The organism is Achromobacter aegrifaciens (assembly GCF_902859965.1).
GTDB classification, from domain to species: Bacteria; Pseudomonadota; Gammaproteobacteria; order Burkholderiales; family Burkholderiaceae_B; genus Achromobacter; species Achromobacter aegrifaciens.
Genome location: NZ_CADIKO010000002.1, coordinates 1,464,514 through 1,482,598 on the forward strand (window position 1 = coordinate 1,464,514; position 18,085 = coordinate 1,482,598).

20 protein-coding genes and 1 tRNA gene are annotated in these 18,085 nt (G+C 66.5%); 10 read left to right on the forward strand and 11 right to left on the reverse strand.

Translation table 11 applies throughout. The features are described from left to right. Nucleotides 1-33 precede the first annotated feature (33 nt). Complete coding sequence (locus HV793_RS17995; RefSeq protein WP_175213690.1) at nucleotides 34-1,224, reverse strand: MFS transporter; 1,191 nt, start codon at nucleotides 1,222-1,224, stop codon at nucleotides 34-36. A 92-nt stretch (nucleotides 1,225-1,316) separates the two neighbouring features. Between HV793_RS17995 and HV793_RS18000 the strand changes: the two genes are divergently transcribed. The 4 genes from HV793_RS18000 (at nucleotide 1,317) to HV793_RS31155 (ending at nucleotide 4,415) form a co-directional block, all read left to right on the forward strand. Further along, complete coding sequence (locus HV793_RS18000; protein WP_175181416.1) at nucleotides 1,317-1,901, forward strand: TetR/AcrR family transcriptional regulator; 585 nt, start codon at nucleotides 1,317-1,319, stop codon at nucleotides 1,899-1,901. Between the two features lie 122 nt (nucleotides 1,902-2,023). Beyond that, entirely contained in the window at nucleotides 2,024-3,466 is a 1,443-nt protein-coding gene (locus tag HV793_RS18005; protein ID WP_175213691.1) for an MFS transporter, read from the forward strand. Between the two features lie 94 nt (nucleotides 3,467-3,560). Then, on the forward strand, nucleotides 3,561-3,869 hold the full coding sequence (locus HV793_RS18010) for a hypothetical protein (protein ID WP_059373681.1): 309 nt from the start codon (nucleotides 3,561-3,563) through the stop codon (nucleotides 3,867-3,869). A 339-nt stretch (nucleotides 3,870-4,208) separates the two neighbouring features. Beyond that, on the forward strand, nucleotides 4,209-4,415 hold the full coding sequence (locus tag HV793_RS31155; RefSeq protein WP_225590306.1) for a hypothetical protein: 207 nt from the start codon (nucleotides 4,209-4,211) through the stop codon (nucleotides 4,413-4,415). 1 nt (nucleotide 4,416) lies between these two features. On the opposite strand, the gene HV793_RS18020 is transcribed toward HV793_RS31155, so the two are convergent. Beyond that, complete coding sequence (locus HV793_RS18020) at nucleotides 4,417-6,066, reverse strand: PqiB family protein (protein WP_054456064.1); 1,650 nt, start codon at nucleotides 6,064-6,066, stop codon at nucleotides 4,417-4,419. Nucleotides 6,067-6,242: 176 nt separating this feature from the next. On the opposite strand from HV793_RS18020, the gene HV793_RS18025 reads away from it, so the two are divergent. After that, the gene (locus tag HV793_RS18025; protein WP_054456062.1) at nucleotides 6,243-6,728 is read left to right on the forward strand and encodes a GNAT family N-acetyltransferase; all 486 of its coding nucleotides are present in this window, start codon (nucleotides 6,243-6,245) and stop codon (nucleotides 6,726-6,728) included. 21 nt (nucleotides 6,729-6,749) lie between these two features. Here HV793_RS18025 and HV793_RS18030 read toward each other — a convergent pair whose 3' ends face one another. From HV793_RS18030 to HV793_RS18070, 9 genes are all read right to left on the reverse strand, one after another. Next, nucleotides 6,750-7,058: a hypothetical protein gene (locus HV793_RS18030; protein ID WP_054456059.1), complete on the reverse strand. Its 309-nt coding sequence runs from the start codon at nucleotides 7,056-7,058 to the stop codon at nucleotides 6,750-6,752. 66 nt (nucleotides 7,059-7,124) lie between these two features. Beyond that, on the reverse strand, nucleotides 7,125-7,982 hold the full coding sequence (kdsA, locus tag HV793_RS18035) for a 3-deoxy-8-phosphooctulonate synthase (protein WP_054456057.1): 858 nt from the start codon (nucleotides 7,980-7,982) through the stop codon (nucleotides 7,125-7,127). Between the two features lie 93 nt (nucleotides 7,983-8,075). Beyond that, on the reverse strand, nucleotides 8,076-8,639 hold the full coding sequence (locus HV793_RS18040; protein ID WP_119449343.1) for a cytochrome b: 564 nt from the start codon (nucleotides 8,637-8,639) through the stop codon (nucleotides 8,076-8,078). A gap of 77 nt (nucleotides 8,640-8,716) precedes the next feature. Beyond that, complete coding sequence (locus tag HV793_RS18045) at nucleotides 8,717-9,406, reverse strand: MgtC/SapB family protein (RefSeq protein WP_054456053.1); 690 nt, start codon at nucleotides 9,404-9,406, stop codon at nucleotides 8,717-8,719. A 51-nt stretch (nucleotides 9,407-9,457) separates the two neighbouring features. Further along, on the reverse strand, nucleotides 9,458-10,171 hold the full coding sequence (gene aqpZ / locus HV793_RS18050) for an aquaporin Z (protein WP_054456051.1): 714 nt from the start codon (nucleotides 10,169-10,171) through the stop codon (nucleotides 9,458-9,460). Between the two features lie 254 nt (nucleotides 10,172-10,425). Further along, nucleotides 10,426-10,818 carry a VOC family protein gene (locus HV793_RS18055; protein ID WP_175213692.1) on the reverse strand — a complete coding sequence of 131 codons (393 nt, stop codon included), beginning with the start codon at nucleotides 10,816-10,818 and terminating at the stop codon, nucleotides 10,426-10,428. A 116-nt stretch (nucleotides 10,819-10,934) separates the two neighbouring features. Then, nucleotides 10,935-11,264, reverse strand: a complete 330-nt coding sequence (locus tag HV793_RS18060; protein ID WP_054456047.1) for a hypothetical protein — start codon at nucleotides 11,262-11,264, stop codon at nucleotides 10,935-10,937. A gap of 43 nt (nucleotides 11,265-11,307) precedes the next feature. After that, nucleotides 11,308-11,640, reverse strand: a complete 333-nt coding sequence (locus HV793_RS18065) for a cupin domain-containing protein (RefSeq protein ID WP_054456045.1) — start codon at nucleotides 11,638-11,640, stop codon at nucleotides 11,308-11,310. A gap of 234 nt (nucleotides 11,641-11,874) precedes the next feature. After that, nucleotides 11,875-11,961, reverse strand: a tRNA-Leu gene (locus tag HV793_RS18070). A 47-nt stretch (nucleotides 11,962-12,008) separates the two neighbouring features. Here HV793_RS18070 and dapC point away from each other — a divergent pair. Genes dapC through HV793_RS18095 form a run of 5 tightly spaced genes read left to right on the forward strand, consistent with a single transcriptional unit; the run spans nucleotide 12,009 to nucleotide 18,031 of the window. Further along, complete coding sequence (dapC, locus tag HV793_RS18075) at nucleotides 12,009-13,205, forward strand: succinyldiaminopimelate transaminase (protein ID WP_175162147.1); 1,197 nt, start codon at nucleotides 12,009-12,011, stop codon at nucleotides 13,203-13,205. Between the two features lie 24 nt (nucleotides 13,206-13,229). Continuing rightward, a complete protein-coding gene (dapD, locus tag HV793_RS18080) occupies nucleotides 13,230-14,051 on the forward strand; it encodes a 2,3,4,5-tetrahydropyridine-2,6-dicarboxylate N-succinyltransferase (protein ID WP_013394697.1) in 822 nt (273 codons plus the stop codon). Next, complete coding sequence (dapE, locus tag HV793_RS18085) at nucleotides 14,052-15,194, forward strand: succinyl-diaminopimelate desuccinylase (protein ID WP_175213693.1); 1,143 nt, start codon at nucleotides 14,052-14,054, stop codon at nucleotides 15,192-15,194. It begins immediately after the preceding gene. Between the two features lie 9 nt (nucleotides 15,195-15,203). After that, nucleotides 15,204-16,100 (forward strand): 50S ribosomal protein L3 N(5)-glutamine methyltransferase, encoded by an 897-nt coding sequence (gene prmB / locus HV793_RS18090; protein WP_054456040.1) that lies wholly within the window; start codon nucleotides 15,204-15,206, stop codon nucleotides 16,098-16,100. Continuing rightward, nucleotides 16,097-18,031 (forward strand): ABC-F family ATP-binding cassette domain-containing protein, encoded by a 1,935-nt coding sequence (locus HV793_RS18095; RefSeq protein WP_119449339.1) that lies wholly within the window; start codon nucleotides 16,097-16,099, stop codon nucleotides 18,029-18,031. The genes prmB and HV793_RS18095 overlap by 4 nt, the downstream gene beginning before the upstream one ends. The last annotated feature ends 54 nt before the right edge of the window (nucleotides 18,032-18,085 follow it).

Genomic DNA, 18,085 nt, shown 5'->3' on the forward strand with positions numbered 1-18,085 from the left:
GCGCCGGACTCCCCATTCTATCGGCCGGCCTGGTCAGGCGCCGGCGCGACCGGCCACGGGACTGCGTCCCACCGGCATGGCGGCCAGCAGCACGATGGCGCCCGCCCCTACCGCCGTCCAGAATCCCGCGCCCACGCCGTAGTGGTCGACCACCCAGCCCGCCAGCGCCGCGCCCGCCGCGACGCCCGCACCCAGGCCAGTCACCAGCCACGTCAGGCCTTCCGTCAGGCGATGGCCAGGCACGCTGCTTTCCACCAGCGCCATCGCGATGATCATGGTCGGCGCGAACGACAGGCCGGCCAGCAGCACGCCCAGCACCAGGGTCGGCAGATCGTTCACCAGCAGCAGCGGAACCGTGGTGAACGCCGTGACCGCCGCCGCGACCACCAGCAGGCGGGCCAGCGGCACCTGGAACTTCAGTACGCCGAACACCAGGCCGGCCACGCAGGAACCCAGGGCATAGGCGGAAAGCACCAGGCTGGCGCCGGCCGGCATGCCCTGCTGCCGGGCAAAGGCGACGCTCAGGACGTCGATGGTGCCGACGATGACGCCCATGGCGGCCATCATCGCCAGCAGGGACCGCATCGGCGGCATGCGCAACACCGACGCCTGACGCCCTTCCTGCGTAAACCGCACGGCAGGCGCCGTGGCCCGCTGCAGCACGAAGGCCGTGACGCCCACCGCGAGCAGCAGCGCCGCGAACAAGGGGCCAGCCTGCGGAAAGAACAGCGCGCTCAGCCCGACGGCCAGCGGCGGGCCGACGATGAAGCTCAGCTCGTCGGCCACGGACTCCAGCGCGTAGGCAGTGCGCAACTGCGGCTGGTCCCTGAATATCTCGGTCCAGCGCGCGCGTATCATCGCCGGCATGCTGGGCAAGGCGCCAGCCAGCGCGGCGAAGACAAACAGGGTCCACTCGGGCGCATTCCATTGCACGCAGGCCGCCAGGCCAACCAGCCCCGCGACGCACAGGCCCGCGGCTACCGGCAGCACCCTGCCCTGGCCATGGCGGTCCACCAGGCGGGAAATCCGCGGCGCCAGCAAGGCCGTGGCCAGCGCAAACGTGGCGGCGACGGCGCCCGCCAACGCGTAGGACCCGCGAACCTCGGACAGCATGGTGATGAGGCCGATGCCGATCATGGGCAAAGGCAGGCGGGCGATGGCGCCGGCCAGGACAAAACCCAGTGCGCCGGGCGCCTGGAACAACTCGCGATACGGATTCGACACCGGAAACCTTTGATTGCCATGGACAGCGGCATCGTATTCACATACGATGCGTATGTCAATTTACATACGTATCGTATGTGCATGGAGAGAGCATGACGCGTTCCCGCGCCGAGATGATCGAAGCCACCCGCGCGAAACTGTTGGCCACGGCCCGGCAAGCCTTCCGCGATGTCGGCTATGCGGCCACGTCCATGGACGACTTCACGGCGGCGGCGGGGTTGACCCGAGGCGCCCTGTACCACCACTTCGGCGACAAGAAGGGCCTGCTCGCCGCCGTGGTCGAACAGATCGACGGCGAAATGGACCAGCGCCTGGCGGCCATCGCAGCGCAGGCGCCCGATGCCTGGTCCGCCTTGCAGGGACGCTGCCGCGCGTATCTGCAGATGGCGGCCGAAACCGAGATCCGGCGCATCGTGCTGCAAGATGCACGGGCGGTGCTGGGCGGGGCGGCGGACGGCTCGCAGCAACACTGCATTGCTTCGCTCGCCGCGCTGTTGCAGACGATGATGGATCAGGACCTGATCGAAGCCGCCGCGCCGCAGGCGCTGGCGCGGCTGATCAACGGCAGCCTGGTCGAAAGTGCCTTCTGGATCGCGCAGGACGCCGAGGACGGCCCGCGTCTGGCGCAGGCCTTGCAGGCGCTGGACCTGCTGTTGCGCGGCTTGCTCAAGCGCTGACCGCCGCGCCGCCGCAGCGAGGACTGCGGCGCTCGTACACAGCGTTTGCTGTTGCGCGCCGGCATGCGTATTATCCAATAAATATCTTGTTTAAATAATTTTTCTCGAAGGCGGAAGACCGCGTGAGCACCGGCACAACCCATGTTTCAAGCGCGTCCTGGGCAGATCTGCTGCATGGGACCAATGCCCTGCGCTCGATCGCGCTGGCGGGCGGGGTGGCGCTGCACGCCATCAACGTCTACATCGTCACCACCATCCTGCCCAGCGTCATCAAGGACATCGGCGGCTTGGAGTATTACGCCTGGAACACCACACTGTTCGTCGTGACCTCCATCGTCGGGTCGGCGCTGTCGGCCAGACTGATCGAAACGCTGGGGCCGCGCGCGGCCTACCTGCTCGCCGTCGCGGTGTTCACCGCAGGTTCCGTGGTGTGCGCGCTGGCGCCGAGCATGCCGGCGCTGCTGGCCGGACGCAGCATCCAGGGCTTGGGTGGCGGCATCCTGTTTGCGCTCAGCTATGCCCTGATCCGCCTGGTATTCGAGGCGCCGCTCTGGTCGCGCGCAATGGCCCTGGTGTCCGGCATGTGGGGCGTCGCCACCCTGTGCGGCCCCGCCATCGGCGGCGTGTTCGCCCAGACCGGGCACTGGCGGCTGGCGTTCTGGGCCTTGTTGCCCGTGGCCGCCGCCCTGGCGGCGATCGTGGCCCTCAAGGTAGGCGGCAAGGAATCGGTTCCGGCCTCGCGGCCAAGCCCGCTGCCCGTGACCACGCTGGGCCTGCTGGTGGCCAGTGTGCTGGCGATCACGCTGGCCAGCCTGTCGACGGACCTGCGCTGGAATCTGGCGGGCATCGCCGCCGGACTGGCCATCGCCGCGCTGATCGCGGCGGTGGACCAGCGCGCCGCAAAGCGGCTGCTGCCGACCGGCGCCTACTCGATAGCCACGCCGCTGGGCGCGCTGTACGCGGTGATGTGCCTGGTGGTAGCGGCTATCACCACCGAAATCTTCGTGCCGTATTTCCTGCAGGTCATCCATGGCATGACACCGCTGGCGGCCGGCTACATGACGGCGGCCATGGCGGCGGGCTGGACCTTGGCCGCCATGCCCAGCGCCACCCGCAGCGGCCCGGCGGCGAATTTCCTGGTGCGCCTGAGTCCCATGGTGATCCTGGCCGCGCTGGCCGCCCTGGCCTATATGACGCCGCGCACGGCGCAACTGCAGTCCTACCCGGGGCTGGCGCTCTATGTGCTGGCGCTGGCCGGCGTGGGCTTCGGCATCGGCCTGAGCTGGCCGCACCTGCTGACGCGCATATTCACCGCGGCGCCTGCCGGCGAAGAAACCCTGACATCTTCGTCCATCACGACGGTGCAGCTTTACGCGACGGCATTGACGGCGGCGCTGGCCGGCGTCATCACCAATAGCGCAGGCCTGGCGGATCCCGGGGGCGTCGCGGGCGCACAGCATGCGGCGCAATGGCTGTTTGCTGCATTCGCGCTGGCGCCGGCCGGCGCCCTGCTGCTGCTCGGGCGCATCACGCGCAACCATGCGCAGGACGCCATCCAGCAATAGCAGCCAGCCGGGCCCGCCAATTTCCGCCAAAGGCGGTATGGATGGCCCGGGCCGCTTTTGCTACGCTGGACGCTATCTGCAAGGGGTCCTGGCCATGATCAACAGAATCCGCGTGCTGACCGTCCAGCCGTCGTCGTTCTCGGCGCGTTTCGCGTTCCTGGGTATCGCCCTGCGCTGGACTCTGGGCGCAACGCCCCGCCCCAGCCGGCTGCTGATCGGGCCGCACGACCTCGAACCGGTAGGCTCCGAGGCAGCCTTCTGGCAATTCGCCTTGCGGCATGCCGCGACCGGCCGGTCCTTCCTGGTGACGCGCGGCGACCGCTGGGACCTGGCGGCGTCCGTGGACGGCGACGAAGTGCGGGCTTTCGGCCGCAAGTTCGCTTTGCGACAATGCCTGTTCTGATTCGGCCGGCGCGGACGCCTCGCGCGCCCGCCTGCACTGAAAGGAACAGCCATCTCAACGCCCGACACCACCGTCATCCATCTCAACGGCCCGATCAACAGCGGTAAATCCACGGTCGGCGCAGCGCTGGCCGGCCTGCTGCCCGCTGCACGCTTCATCGACGGCGACGATCACGACGCCCCCAGCCATCTGCCATACACCGAGCAATGGGCGCTGGCGCTGGCCCGCCTCACCAGGCTGATCGCCGAGGCGCAGGAGCGTTATCTGGTCATCGCCTACCCTTTGGAGCAGGATAGCTACGAGCAAATCCTGGCTGCGTGCCGGCAACGCGGCGCGTGCTTGCGCGTAGTGACCCTGGCCCCCACGCTTGCGGCCGCGCAATCGGACAGAGGCGGACGGGTATTGACCGATTGGGAGCGGGAGCGCGTCGCGCAGATGTACCGCGAAGGCTATGCCACGCGTCCGTTCAGCGACCTGGTGCTGGACACTTCAGGCACGGATGCGCAAACCAGCGCCCGCCAGATCGCGCAGTGGCTCGCGGCCTAGCCTAGCGCGCCGGCTGGCGCTGATACTGGGCATCGGGAGCGCGGCCGCGCAGCAACGACTCCGGATGCGCTTGCAGATAGTCCGACAGTTCCCGCAGCGACCGGGCCGCCCGCGACAGTTCCTGCAAGACTGCATTGGCATTGACCGGCAGGCCGGCGTCCGGATTCAACACCCCGCCCACGGCAGCCAAGGACTTGCTGGCCTGGCGCAGCATGGCTTGCGCCTCGGGCGCCAGGCGGGTATCGAGCCGCTTCATCAGGCTGGAAGTGGCGCGCAGCAATTGGCCCAGATCGGCGCCCAGGCCTTCGAACGGCACCCTGTCCAGCTTGGTGAGGATACTGTTGATCTGCTGCTGCAACTGATCCAGGTTGTTCGGCACGGTAGGAATGAAGGGATCCTCTTCCATCTTGAACGTCACCGGCTTGGCGTCGGGGAACACCGCCAAGGCGACATATAGCTGCCCGGTCAGCAGATTGCCGATACGCAGTTGCGCGCGCAGGCCCTGCTGGATCAAAGCGGCCAGCAGCTTGCCGCTGGGATGCTGCAGCGTCGAACCCGAGTATTCCTTGATTTCCTCGACCGTCTGCGCGCCCAGGCGTTCGGGGTAGACGGTGGCTCCGACCAGCGCATAGAACTGCTTGATCGCCGGATCGAACTCCAGACGGATCGAGTCCACCTGGCCGATGGACGCGCCATACGCGTCGATGGGTGCGCCGACCACCAGCCCCCGGACCGACTGGTCAAAGCGCATGCGGATGTGCAGCGGCGTGCCATCGGGTTGTGCGCGGGCCGCGCCTTCAGACGAGAAGATGGTGAACTCGGCATCGGCCTTGGCCGCCACATGCGCATGCTGCTCGACGGTGTCGAACGCAACGCCCCCCACGATCACGGACAGCAGCGACTGCGAGCGCACCTGCAGGCCGCGCGCATCAACGCTGAAATCCACGCCGCTGGCATTCCAGAAGCGCGTGGCGCTGTTGACGAAGTCGTCATTGGGTGCGTCGATGAAAACCTGCACGTTGACGCCTTCCCCGCTGCTGTCCAGATGGTAGGCGACCACCTCGCCCACCGCGATGCGGCGGAAGTAGACGGGTGAACCTATGTCCAGCGAACCCAGGTCGTGGGCTTTGAGGGTGAAGCGCTTGCCGGCGCGGTCCTGCTGCACCTCGGGCGGCGTCTCCAGGCCGACGAAGCTGTACTTGGTGGCGCGGGTTTCGGTTTCCTGGCGGAACTGGTCGGACGGGTCCACGCCTATGTAGGCGCCGGAGAACAGGGTGCTCAGGCCCGATACGCCGCTCAGGGTCAGCCTGGGCCGGACCACCCAGAACATCGTCCCTTCCTGCAGCAGGCTGCCGGCGTCCTTGTTGATGCGCACGGTCGCGACGATACCGGAACGGTCGGAGTTCAAGGCCACGCGTTCGACCACGCCGACGACGACTTCCTTGTAGCGGACCTGGGTCTTGCCGGCCTCCAGCCCTTCGGCGGTCTGGAAGCTGATGGTGGCGGTGGGGCCGGCTTCCATCCAGACGCGTACGACCAGCGCCAGTCCGCCCACAGCTGCGATGAGAGGCACCAGCCAGATCCAGGACAGGCGACGCCTTTTACGGCTTGCGGCAGGCGTGCTGGCAACGGCGGACCCAGATTCAGGCATGGGAGATGTCCCCTGTTGTACGCATTGGACTCGAGGGCAGAACGCTTTCAAGAATCGCGCCCGCAGGGTCAGCGCGCAAGTAAGGGTATTCCCGGAATGGACGCGCTGGCCAAAAATGCGCGCCGCCCGATTCACGGGTAGGATAAGGCCCCCAAAAGCAGCAGCAGGAAGTACCCGTGACTATCGAAATTCGCCCCGCCGTCGCCTCGGACGCGGCGCAGATCCATGCCTTCATCACCGAGCTGGCCGTGTACGAACGCGCCGCCCATGAAGTGATCGCCAGCCCCGCGGACGTCGAGCGCACCCTGTTCGCCGAGAACGCGCCGGCCAAGGCCCTGATGTGCCTGCTGGACGGCAAACCCATCGGCTACGCCGTCTACTTCTACAGCTACTCGACCTGGCTGGGCAAGAACGGCATCTATCTGGAAGACCTGTACGTCACGCCGGAGCAGCGCGGCATCGGCGCGGGCCGCGATCTGTTGCGCCATCTGGCGCAAGAGGCGGTGGCCAATGGCTGCGGCCGCCTGGAATGGAGCGTGCTGGACTGGAACACGCCCGCCATCGATTTCTACAAGTCGATCGGCGCGCTGCCGCAGGATGAATGGGTGCGCTACCGGATGGCCGGAGACGCCCTGCTCAATTTCGCCCAGGGCCGGCGCTAGGCGCCTGCCGGGCTGCCCGCATCAGAATTCGGGCAGGTCGAAGAGCGTGTACAAGGTCGAGCTGGGAACCGGCGCGGACGCGAGGTGTTCGCGTCCGTCGTCATCCACCAGCACGCGCACCGGCCGCAACGCCACGCTCATGCCGTCCTGGCTGATGGCGGTTTCGACTTCCACGCCGTCCTTGATGGCCTCGATGACCTCGGATGCCGCCGCCGTCACCGGCTCGGTGACCCAGCCGGGGACGCCGCGTTCTGCCTGGCCCCAGCGCACATAGGCCACGTGCCCGCTGACGGGCTCTTTTCGAACGGCGACGATCACATACAAAGACATCCAGGCCTCCCCAATGTTTGGCCCGGATCGTATAACAACTTTGCGCAGCCGTTATGACCGCGGGATTCAGGGTTCGATGTCGATAGGGGCAAAGGACTTCACCAGGTCGTCCAGCATCTTCAACTGGGTCAGGAAGGGCTCCAGCTTGTCCAGCGGCAAGGCGCTGGGACCGTCGCACTTCGCGTTCTTGGGATCGGGGTGAGCTTCCAGGAACAGGCCGGCCAACCCCACGGCCATGCCCGCGCGCGCCAGTTCGGCCACCTGCTCGCGGCGGCCGCCCGATGCCGCATCCAGCGCCGAGCGCTGCTGCAAGGCATGCGTGACGTCGAAAATGAGCGGCCGGTTGCCGGACACTTTCTTCATCACGCCAAACCCTAGCATGTCTACAACCAGATTGTCATAGCCGAAGCAGGTACCGCGGTCGCACAGGATGAGCTTGTCGTTGCCGGCCTCGGTGAACTTCTCGACGATGTTCAGCATCTGGGTCGGGCTGAGGAACTGCGGCTTCTTGATGTTGATGATGCGCTGCGTCTTGGCCAACGCCACCACCAGGTCCGTTTGCCGCGCCAGGAAGGCCGGCAGTTGCAGGATGTCGACGACCTCGGCCACGGTCGCGGCCTGCCAGGGTTCATGCACGTCGGTGATGACGGGCACGCCGAATTCCTTCTTGACCGCCTCGAAGATCTTCATCCCCTCTTCCAGGCCCGGACCGCGATAGGAATGGATGGACGAGCGGTTGGCCTTGTCGAAGGAAGCCTTGAACACATACGGGATGCCCAGCTTGCGGGTGACGCGCTGGTATTCCTCGCAGGCGCGCAGCGCCAGTTCCTTGGATTCCAGCACGTTGATGCCGCCGAACAGCACGAAGGGGCGGTCGTTCGCGCAGCTGATCGAGGAGGAGATAAACACTTCAGGGGCGGTCATGATGGGTACATCCTGTGGAAGTAAGGCAGTGATAGTGCGTAATGTACAACCTGCCCGGCCCGGCTTTCACGTCCCGCCCTTGCCGCGCGCTCCTCAGCGGCTGGAGAGCATGCGGCGCAGCACGCCGTCACGCAGGACATAGTGGTGGAACAAGCCGGCCAGGGCATGGAGCAGCGCCAGCACGATGATGCACCAGGCCACGGTGTTGTGCAGTCCGCCGATGAAGCGGCGCTGCTCGTGGTCGATGGCGATCAGCGTGGGCACGTCGAACAGGCCGAAGAAGGCGAACGGCTCACCCTGCGCCCAGCGGAACAGAAAGCCCAGCACGATCTGCGCCGCCATCAACAGGTACAGCAATCCGTGTACGCCCGTACTAGCCGTGCGCAGCCAGCCCGTGGCGGCCGGCGGCAGGCGCCTGCCCGCGCTCACGCGCCAGATGGCGCGCAACACGAACACGGCGGCAAACAGCAGGCCGAACGAAATATGCAGGTGCTGCAGCAGGCGCCGCGTGGGCGTGCCGCGCGGCAGGAATTCCCAGATTTCGGCCAGCGCGAACAGGCCCACCACCAGCGCTGCCGTCAGCCAGTGAAACGCGATGCTGACGCGGTCATAGTGCGCCACGCCGGCGGGCCCGGCAGGGGGAATCGTTGTCGTCACGGAATACGCTCATCTTCTTGGAATCGGAGTGCAAGCGTATTGAGATCGGACTTACGGCGTCCTGATTCGGGCCGGCTTCAGGCGTTGCCGGTGTCGGAGGTCCACCTGGCCGAGTAGGTCTGCGGCAACAGGCTGAGGCTGCCCACCAGTTGCTCCACCCGCTCGTCTTCCTGGCGCATGGAATAGACCACCGCGGTCACTTCGGAGCGGCCGCCGTCGCGCTGCTGGCTTTCCACGCCGCGCAGGCGCAGGCTGTGCTTGCCCAGGGCGTTCAGCAATTCCGCCCGCACCATGGCTTCGTCCGTGGAGGCGCAGGTCAAGGCGATGTTGTAGTAACGCTCTTCGGTTTCCGCATCGGGCACGTAGCGGTCCATCAGCCTGGCGCCGCGCCGCAGCAGCACATTGGTGACCAGGATCAGCGCCGTGACCGCGCTGGCTTCGGCCTGGAAGCCATAGCCGGCAAGTACCCCTACGGCGCCGGTAGCCCAGATGGTGGCCGCGGCGCTCAGGCCGCGTATAGTCAGGCCGTCGCGCATGATCAGGCCCGCACCCAGAAAGCCTATGCCGGTCACGACCTGGCTGCCCAGGCGCATGTCGTTGCCGGCGTCCAGCAGCGCCGGCAAGGCGGTATAGGCGGCCGCGCCCAGCGAGACCAGCGCATGCGTGACCACGCCGGCATAGTTCTGCCGCCATTGGCGCTCGGCGCCGATGGCGGCGCCAAGCAGCATGGCCAGCACAAGATTGATGGCGATTGAAAATTCGTTCATGGGACCAGGATCAGAGACTTGGCCCCATTATCGCCCGGTGCAGCGCCTGGCTCAGCTACGCTCCTGCGCGGGATCGCTGACCAGCCGGTAGGCGATGGCGCCGACGATCGCCCCGACGATGGGCGCGACCCAGAACAGCCACAGCTGCTCCAACGCCCAGCCGCCCACGAACAGCGCGGGGCCGGTGGAACGGGCCGGATTGACCGAGGTGTTCGTCACCGGAATGCTGATCAGGTGAATGAGCGTCAGCGCCAGTCCGATAGGAATCGCCGCGAAGCCGGCCGGCGCGCGCTTGCTGGTCGCCCCCAGGATCACGAAGATGAAGCCAGCGGTCAGCACGACTTCCGTCACCAGCGCGGAGACCATCGAGTACTTGCCCGGCGAATAGGCCCCGTAGCCGTTGGCCGCGAAATGGCTGCCCTTCAGATCGAAACCCAGCTTGCCGCTGGCAATGCAGGCCAGCACCGCAGCGGCCACGATCGCGCCCAGGACCTGGGCAATGACGTAAGGCAGGATTTCCTTGGCGGGAAAACGGCCGCCCGCCACCAGGCCCACCGTGACGGCCGGGTTGAAATGCCCGCCGGAAATATGGCCGACCGCGAACGCCATGGTCAGCACGGTCAGGCCGAAGGCCAGCGCCACGCCTGCGAAACCGATGCCCAGTTCCGGGAAACCGGCGGCCAGCACAGCGGCGCCGCAGCCCCCCAATACCAGCCAGAACGTGCCAAAGAACTCCGCGCCGCAACGCTTGGAAAGCGGATACATGTCGACTCCCGAAAAACGAAAATGCCACGGTATCGCGGGGCGGCGACGGCGACTTTAAAGCAATGTAAATCTTGACAATTCTTGAGCGCAGCCGGACGCGGGCACCCCTGCCGCAACCACGGTAACGGCGTCGGGTGGACTCGGGGATCGGCCGGACCGGCTAGACGGAAAGATGCACGCCGCACGGGCACGGACGACGCAAGCCACAGCGGGTTACGCATCCGGCGCCTTGGCCCGCGCCGCGCAGCGACCGCCTAGCCGTGCACGGGCGTGCAGAGCTCGACCAACGTGCCGTCCGGACAGCGCACATAGGAAACGACCTGCCCCCAAGGCTTGGAGACAGGCGCGCTCATTTCCGTGGCGCCCGCCGCAAGCGCGCGGGCGTGCGCCGCAGCCACATCGTCCGTCACGAAAGCCACTTCCATGCCCAACGGCTCGGCCGACGCCGAAGCCGCAACATGGCCGCCGCCGAAATTGGCGTCGGCCAGTTCATGTGCCGCGAACGCCAAGGTGGTTTCGCCGGTGTCCAGTTCGCCGTAAGTCTGGGACTCGTGCAGAAAACGCCTGGCGAAACCGAATGCCTGTTCAAAAAAGGACAGCGATGCGGCGACGTCCGGTACGTAGATGATGGTGTATCCGAATTTCATGGTTCGTCCTGATCGTGGGAAATGGCGCTTTTGCAGGTGCATGCGCCGGAGGCATGATGGGATTGAACCAAATTACTGTTTATTTATCCAGTAAATTATGAAGTACCAAACCTCTCCTACGCCGCCTCTTGGTGCAGCCCGCCGCTGGACCACCGGTCCACGTCGCGGATCAGATACAGCAGGAACTTGGTGTACGCCACGTCCAGCGCCTGCACCCAGGCGGAGTTGTCGTGGCGGGCGCAGGACGCGCGGATGGCGCAATCCAGCGTTTCCGCCAGATGGCTGACCGTGGTCCCGGACATCCGGAAGCAGATCGGCGCCTGGCAGGAATGCCGGTGGGCATGGCGCAGCGCGCTGTCGCGCGCCTGCGCCGTGGCGTGCGCATCGGCCACGTCCCGCAGCAAGCGGTTCAGGATTTCGCACCAGTCGGCCAACAGCTCATGCACGGCTCACCTCTCAGGGAACACGTCTGCGTCAGGAATCGGAGTACTAGGCGGGGGCGTGCAGCACCGTCACCAGCACGGTCGCGTCGCGCACGGCCTGCAGCGCGTGCGGTTCGTGCGCGGCCAACGCGACGAGCTGGTTTTCGCGCAACTGGCGCACGCCATCGCGCAATGCCAAGCTCACCTCTCCGGCAATGCAATGAATGGTGATTTCGCCCGCCACGGCATGTTGCGGCAGGCCCTTGCCGGCGGGCAGCGCCAATTGCAGCAGTTGCATATGCGCCGTCTTCATCAGGCTGACGCTGACGGCCTCCCCGTGTTCGCGATGCGGGGTGCGTATATCGATGACATCCAGAAATGCAGCGTGCTTGAGCGCCATGGAAGGCTCTCCTTATCGTGCTGTGTACGGGGCTGTTTGAGAGGCTGTTGCGATGCCGGCCAGCGGCAAGCCTCCACCGAAGAGCGCGAAGATATATCAAAAATGCGCTTTCGGCACGGGAGGTTATCCCTAAGCGCAAGGGCGCGCCGGCAAAGGAAAAGCCCCAAGGCATTCAATGCCTTGGGGCTTGCGGGACACTGGTGGCATGAAGCCGGATCAGTGCCTGAATAAGGTTGGTGCGAAGGAGGGGACTCGAACCCCTACACCTGTTACGGCGTCAGGACCTAAACCTGGTGCGTCTACCAATTTCGCCACCTTCGCTATAGGCCAAGCCCGCTATTGTAGCTTGCTTGTTAAAATCTTGCGTCATGAATCCGCGCCTCGATGCCCTACACCCCTATCCGTTCGAAAAACTGCGCGCTTTGCTGGCTTCGGCCAGCCAGCAGCCGGACGGTCTGACGCCCATCAATCTGTCGATCGGCGAGCCCAAACACGCCGCACCCGCGTGCGTCGAACAGGCCATCCGCGACAGTCTCGCAGGCCTGTCCGTGTACCCGTCCACCAAGGGCGACCCGGCGCTGCGCCGGGCGATCTCGGAGTGGCTGGCGCGGCGCTACAGCATCCCTGCCCCGGATCCGGAAACGCAGGTGCTGCCGGCGCTGGGCTCGCGCGAGGCGCTGTTCGCGTTCACGCAGACCGTCATCGACCCGGCCGCAGGCTCGGTGGTGATCTGCCCCAATCCCTTCTACCAGATCTACGAAGGCGCGGCGCTTCTGGCCGGCGCCACGCCCTACTTCGTCAACGCCGATCCGGTGCGCAGTTTCGCCAGCGACTGGAACCAGGTGCCGGACGAAATCTGGAAGAAGACGCGCATGGTGTTCGTCTGCTCGCCGGGCAACCCGGCCGGCAACGTCATGTCGCTGGACGAATGGAAAACGCTGTTCGAACTGTCCGACCGCCACGGCTTCGTGATCGTCTCGGACGAGTGCTATTCGGAAATCTACCTGGACGAAGGCAACCCGCCGCTGGGCGGCCTTCAGGCCGCGCGCCGCCTGGGCCGCGACACCTACCGCAACCTGGTGGCGTTCTCCAGCCTGTCCAAGCGTTCCAACGTGCCCGGCCTGCGTTCGGGCTTCGTGGCGGGCGACGCCGCGCTGATCGGCCGCTTCCTGCTGTATCGCACGTATCATGGCAGCGCCATGAGCCCCATCGTGTCGGCGGCCAGCATCGCCGCCTGGACGGACGAGGCGCACGTGAAGGACAACCGGCGCCTGTACCGCGAAAAATTCGACGCCGTGGTGCCCATCCTCCAGAAGGTGCTGGACGTGTCCCGGCCGCAGGCTTCGTTCTACCTGTGGGCTGCCACGCCCGGTTCGGATACGGCGTTCGCGCGCGACCTTTTTGGCCGTACTGGTGTTACCGTGCTGCCGGGCAGTTTCCTGGCACGCGAGGCGCATGGCGTGAATCCCGGCCAGGGCCGCATCCGCATTGCTCTGGTGGCGCCCTTGGCTGACTGCGTACAGGCAGCCGAGCGCATCGCCCATTTTGTGCATACTTCCGTTTGATCAACCTTTAAAAGCTGAGCCGCTATGACTCTCGACCTGCAGACCACCATCGAAAAAGCCTGGGACGACCGGGCCAACCTGTCGCCCACCGACGCCAGCGCCGAAGTGCGTGAAGCGGTCGAGCGCACCATCGACGGCCTGGACCTGGGCCGCCTGCGCGTGGCCGAGAAAATCAACGACGACTGGGTCGTGCATCAGTGGATCAAGAAGGCCGTGCTGCTGTCGTTCCGCCTGAACGACAACGCCATCATGGGCCAGGCTCCGCTGCAGTTCTACGACAAGGTGCCGCTCAAGTTCTCGGAATACGGCGACAACGCCTTCAAGCAGGGCGGCTACCGCGTGGTGCCGCCGGCCGTTGCCCGCCGCGGCGCCTACCTGGCCCGCAACGTGGTGCTGATGCCCTCTTACGTGAATATCGGCGCCTACGTCGACGAAGGCACCATGGTCGACACCTGGGCCACCGTCGGCTCCTGCGCCCAGATCGGCAAGAACGTTCACCTGTCCGGCGGCGTGGGCATCGGCGGCGTGCTGGAACCGCTGCAAGCCAACCCGACCATCATCGAAGACAACTGCTTCATCGGCGCCCGCTCGGAAGTCGTGGAAGGCGTGATCGTCGAAGAGAACTCGGTGCTGGCCATGGGCGTGTTCCTGTCGCAAAGCACCAAGATCTATGACCGCGCCACCGGCAAGATCACGTACGGCCGCGTGCCCTCGGGCTCGGTCGTGGTCCCGGGTTCGCTGCCTTCGGCCGACGGTTCGCACAGCCTGGCCTGCGCGGTCATCGTCAAGCGCGTCGACGCGCAGACCCGCGCCAAGACCAGCATCAACGATCTGCTGAGGGCTTAAATGAGCACGACGGCTGTACTGGATCTGGTCAAGGACCTGATCGCCCGCCCTTCGGTCACGCCGGCCGATGAAGACTGCCAGGCGACGCTGGCCGCGCGCCTGGAGCGCATCGGCTTCGCCTGCGAGACCATCGCACAGGGCGGTGTCACCAATCTGTGGGCGCGCCGCGGCAACGCGGCGCCGCTGACCGTGTTCGCCGGTCACACGGACGTGGTGCCTCCGGGTCCGCGCGAGAAGTGGGAAAGCGATCCCTTCGTTCCCACCGAGCGCGATGGCTACCTGTACGGCCGCGGGGCAGCCGACATGAAAAGCTCGATCGCCGCCTTCGTGGTGGCGGCCGAGGAATTCGTGGCGGCCCACCCGCAGCATGGCGGCTCGATCGCCCTGCTGATCACCTCTGACGAAGAAGGCCCGTCCATCGACGGCACCGCCATCGTCTGCGACGCGCTGAAGGCGCGCGGCGAACAGATGGACTACTGCATCGTCGGCGAGCCCACTTCGGGCGACGTGCTGGGCGACACCTGCAAGAACGGCCGCCGCGGCTCGCTGTCGGGCAAGCTCACGGTCAAGGGCATCCAGGGCCATGTGGCCTACCCGCACCTGGCGCGCAACCCCGTGCACCAGCTGGCGCCGGCCCTGGCCGACATCGTCAGCATCGAATGGGACCAGGGCAACGAGTACTTTCCGCCCACCACGTTCCAGGTGTCGAACCTGAACTCGGGCACCGGCGCCACCAACGTGGTGCCGGGCGAGGCGGTGGCGCTGTTCAACTTCCGTTTCTCCACCGCCAGCACGCCGGAAAGCCTGCAGGCGCGAGTACATGAAGTGCTGGACCGCCATGGCCTGGAGTACACGCTGGACTGGGAGCTGGGCGGCGAGCCCTTCCTGACGCCGCGCGGCTCGCTGACGGACGCGCTGGTCTCGGCCATCCGCGACGAAACCGGCGTGACGGCAGAACTCTCCACCACTGGCGGCACGTCCGATGGCCGTTTCATCGCCAAGATCTGCCCGCAAGTCATCGAATTCGGTCCCTGCAACGCCACGATCCACAAGGTCAACGAACGCATCGAATTGGCCTCGCTGGATCCGTTGAAGAACATTTATCGGCGCACGCTGGAAAACCTCCTGCTGCCGCCCAAGTAAAAGCCTCACATGTATCAATCCGCCCGCCAAGAACTGCTGACCCTGCGCGACCTGATCCGCTACGGCGTATCGCGCCTGAACGCCGCCCAGGTGGCGCTGGGACACGGCAGCGACAACGCCTGGGACGAGGCGGTCTACCTGACGCTGCACGCCTTGCATTTGCCGCTGGACACGCTGGAGCCCTTTCTGGACGCCCGCGTGCTCAGCGAAGAGCGCAACCGCGTGCTCGAATTGATCGACCGCCGCGTGACCGAGCGCCTGCCCGCCGCCTACCTCACCAACGAGGCCTGGCTGCGCGGCCACCGCTTCTACGTGGACCAGCGCGTCATCGTGCCGCGCTCGCCCATCGCTGAATTGCTGGACCAGGGCCTTGCGCCCTGGGTGCAGGATGCGCTGGCGGTTGAGAACGTGCTGGACATGTGCACGGGGTCCGGCTGCCTGGCTATCCTGTCGGCGCTGGCCTTCCCCTATGCCCATGTGGACGCGGTCGACGTGTCGCCGGACGCGCTGGAAGTGGCGCGCCGCAACGTCGACGACTACGGCCTGGCGGACCGGCTGGACCTGCACGAAAGCAATCTGTTCGACAGCCTGCCGCCGCGCCTGTACGACGTCATCATCTGCAATCCGCCCTACGTGAACAGCGGCTCCATGGACGTCCTGCCCCAGGAGTACCGCCATGAACCGCAGTTGGCCCTGGCTGGCGGCGACGACGGCATGGACCTGGTGCGCCGCATCCTGGAAGCCGCGCCGCGCTTTCTCACGCCGGAAGGCGTGCTGGTGCTGGAGATCGGCCACGAACGCGACTTCTTCGAGGCCGCCTTCCCGCAGCTCTCGCCCGTGTGGCTGGACACCGAAGAAGCCTCCGACCAGCTTCTGCTGCTTACCCGCGAGCAACTCAGCCTGTGATACGCGCTACTGGATTGACCCTGCGCCGCGGCACCAAGGTGCTGCTGGACGGCGCTGAATTCGTCGTGCATCCGGGCGAGCGCGTGGGCATCGTCGGCAAGAACGGCGCGGGCAAGTCCTCGCTGTTCGCGCTCTTGACCGGCACGCTGGACCTGGACGCGGGCAACCTCGCCATGCCCGCCGGCTGGCGCATCGCCAGCGTCAAGCAGGAAATCGAAGCTGACGAGCGTCCGGCGCGAGAGTTCGTCATCGACGGCGACACGCATCTGCGCGAACTGCAGGCGCGCCGCGCCGAACTGACGGACGAACAAGGCACGCAGATCGCCGAAGTGGAAGCGGCGCTGGTGGAAGCCGGCGCCTGGAGCGCGGCCTCGCGCGCCGAGCAACTGCTGGCCGGCCTGGGCTTCAAGCCCGCCGAGTGGATGCAGCCGGTGGCGAGCTTTTCCGGCGGCTGGCGCATGCGCCTGGCCCTGGCCCGCGCGCTGATGGCGCCGTCCGAATTGCTGCTGCTGGACGAGCCCACCAACCACCTGGATCTCGACGCCATGCTGTGGCTGGAGAAATGGCTGGCCGCCTACCCCGGCACCGTCATGCTGATTTCCCACGATACCGAGTTCCTGGATGCGGTCGCCAAGTCCATCCTGCATTTCGACCACGCCAAGTTGGTGCGCTACCGCGGCGGCTATGGCGACTTCCTGACGCAGCGCGCCGAGCGCCTGCGCCAGACCAATATCGCCTACGAACGCCAGACCCGCGAAGCGGCCCGGCTGCAAGGCTTCATCGACCGCTTCAAGGCCAAAGCCTCCAAGGCCAAGCAGGCGCAGAGCCGCGTCAAGGCGCTGGCGCGCATGCAGGTGCTGGCGCCCTTGCACGCCGAGGCCGGCATCGACATCCGCATCCCCTCGCCCGACCAGGTGCCGGATCCCCTGCTGACCCTGGAGCACCTGTCGGCCGGCTACACGGACGCCGACGGCAACGCCGTGCCCATCCTGCGCGACGTGACGCTGATGGTGCGCGCGGGCAGCCGCGTCGGCGTGCTGGGCGCCAACGGCGCCGGCAAGAGCACGCTGATCAAGACCCTGGCCGAAGAACTGCCGGTGCAGGCGGGTACGCGCCGCGCCTCGCGCGGCTTGGCCATCGGCTATTTCCACCAGCACCAGCTGGACATGCTGGACGTGGACAGCACGCCCATCGCCCATCTGGCGCGCCTGGCCCCCGAGACCCGTGAACAGGAACTGCGCAACTATCTGGGCGGCTTCGGCTTTTCCGGCGACACGGTGACCAGCAAGGTCGGCCCCATGTCCGGCGGCGAAAAGGCGCGCCTGGCGCTGTCCCTGATCGTCTGGCAAAAGCCCAACCTGCTGCTGCTGGACGAACCCAGCAACCACCTGGACGTGGAAACGCGCGAGGCCCTGGCCGCCGCGCTGGCGGACTTCGGCGGCAGCATGCTGCTGGTATCCCACGACCGCCACCTGCTGCGCACCACGGTGGACAGCTTCTGGATCGTGGCCGACGGCGCGGTACGCGAGTTCGACGGCGACCTGGAGGACTACCGCGACTGGCTCGCCGCCCGCAACGCCGGTGAACGCGCGGAAGCCGCGCGCGAGAACGCCGAAGGCAACGAACCGGTGGTGGACCGCAAGGCCCAGCGCCGCGCCGAAGCCGAACAGCGCCAGCGCCTGTCCGCGCTGCGCAAGCCGCTCGAATCCAGGCTCGCCAAGGTCGAGGCCGAGATGGAGAAGCTGCGCGCCAAGCTGCATGCGCTGGACGCCGTCATCGCCGATCCGGACCTGTACTCGGATGCGCGCCGCGCCGAACGCCAAAAGGTCATGGCCGAGCATGGCGAACACGGCAAGCGCATGGACGAGCTGGAAGAACAGTGGCTCGAAATCCAGGGCTCTCTGGAAGAGATCGAACAGTCCGAGGCCTGACGGCCTGCGGCGGGCGCCCTGCCCGCCGCCGCTTCCTGCGCTCTCGCCTTATCT

Coding starts and splice junctions, on each gene's coding strand:
- HV793_RS18065 (WP_054456045.1), bottom strand. CDS start 11,640: ATGGCGCTCAAGCACGCTGCATTTCTGGATGTCATCGATATACGCACC.
- HV793_RS18030 (WP_054456059.1), bottom strand. CDS start 7,058: ATGTCTTTGTATGTGATCGTCGCCGTTCGAAAAGAGCCCGTCAGCGGG.
- dapE (WP_175213693.1), top strand. CDS start 14,052: ATGAGCACGACGGCTGTACTGGATCTGGTCAAGGACCTGATCGCCCGC.
- dapD (WP_013394697.1), top strand. CDS start 13,230: ATGACTCTCGACCTGCAGACCACCATCGAAAAAGCCTGGGACGACCGG.
- kdsA (WP_054456057.1), bottom strand. CDS start 7,982: ATGACCGCCCCTGAAGTGTTTATCTCCTCCTCGATCAGCTGCGCGAAC.
- HV793_RS18055 (WP_175213692.1), bottom strand. CDS start 10,818: ATGAAATTCGGATACACCATCATCTACGTACCGGACGTCGCCGCATCG.
- aqpZ (WP_054456051.1), bottom strand. CDS start 10,171: ATGTATCCGCTTTCCAAGCGTTGCGGCGCGGAGTTCTTTGGCACGTTC.
- HV793_RS18010 (WP_059373681.1), top strand. CDS start 3,561: ATGATCAACAGAATCCGCGTGCTGACCGTCCAGCCGTCGTCGTTCTCG.
- HV793_RS18000 (WP_175181416.1), top strand. CDS start 1,317: ATGACGCGTTCCCGCGCCGAGATGATCGAAGCCACCCGCGCGAAACTG.
- prmB (WP_054456040.1), top strand. CDS start 15,204: ATGTATCAATCCGCCCGCCAAGAACTGCTGACCCTGCGCGACCTGATC.
- HV793_RS18020 (WP_054456064.1), bottom strand. CDS start 6,066: ATGCCTGAATCTGGGTCCGCCGTTGCCAGCACGCCTGCCGCAAGCCGT.
- HV793_RS18045 (WP_054456053.1), bottom strand. CDS start 9,406: ATGAACGAATTTTCAATCGCCATCAATCTTGTGCTGGCCATGCTGCTT.
- dapC (WP_175162147.1), top strand. CDS start 12,009: ATGAATCCGCGCCTCGATGCCCTACACCCCTATCCGTTCGAAAAACTG.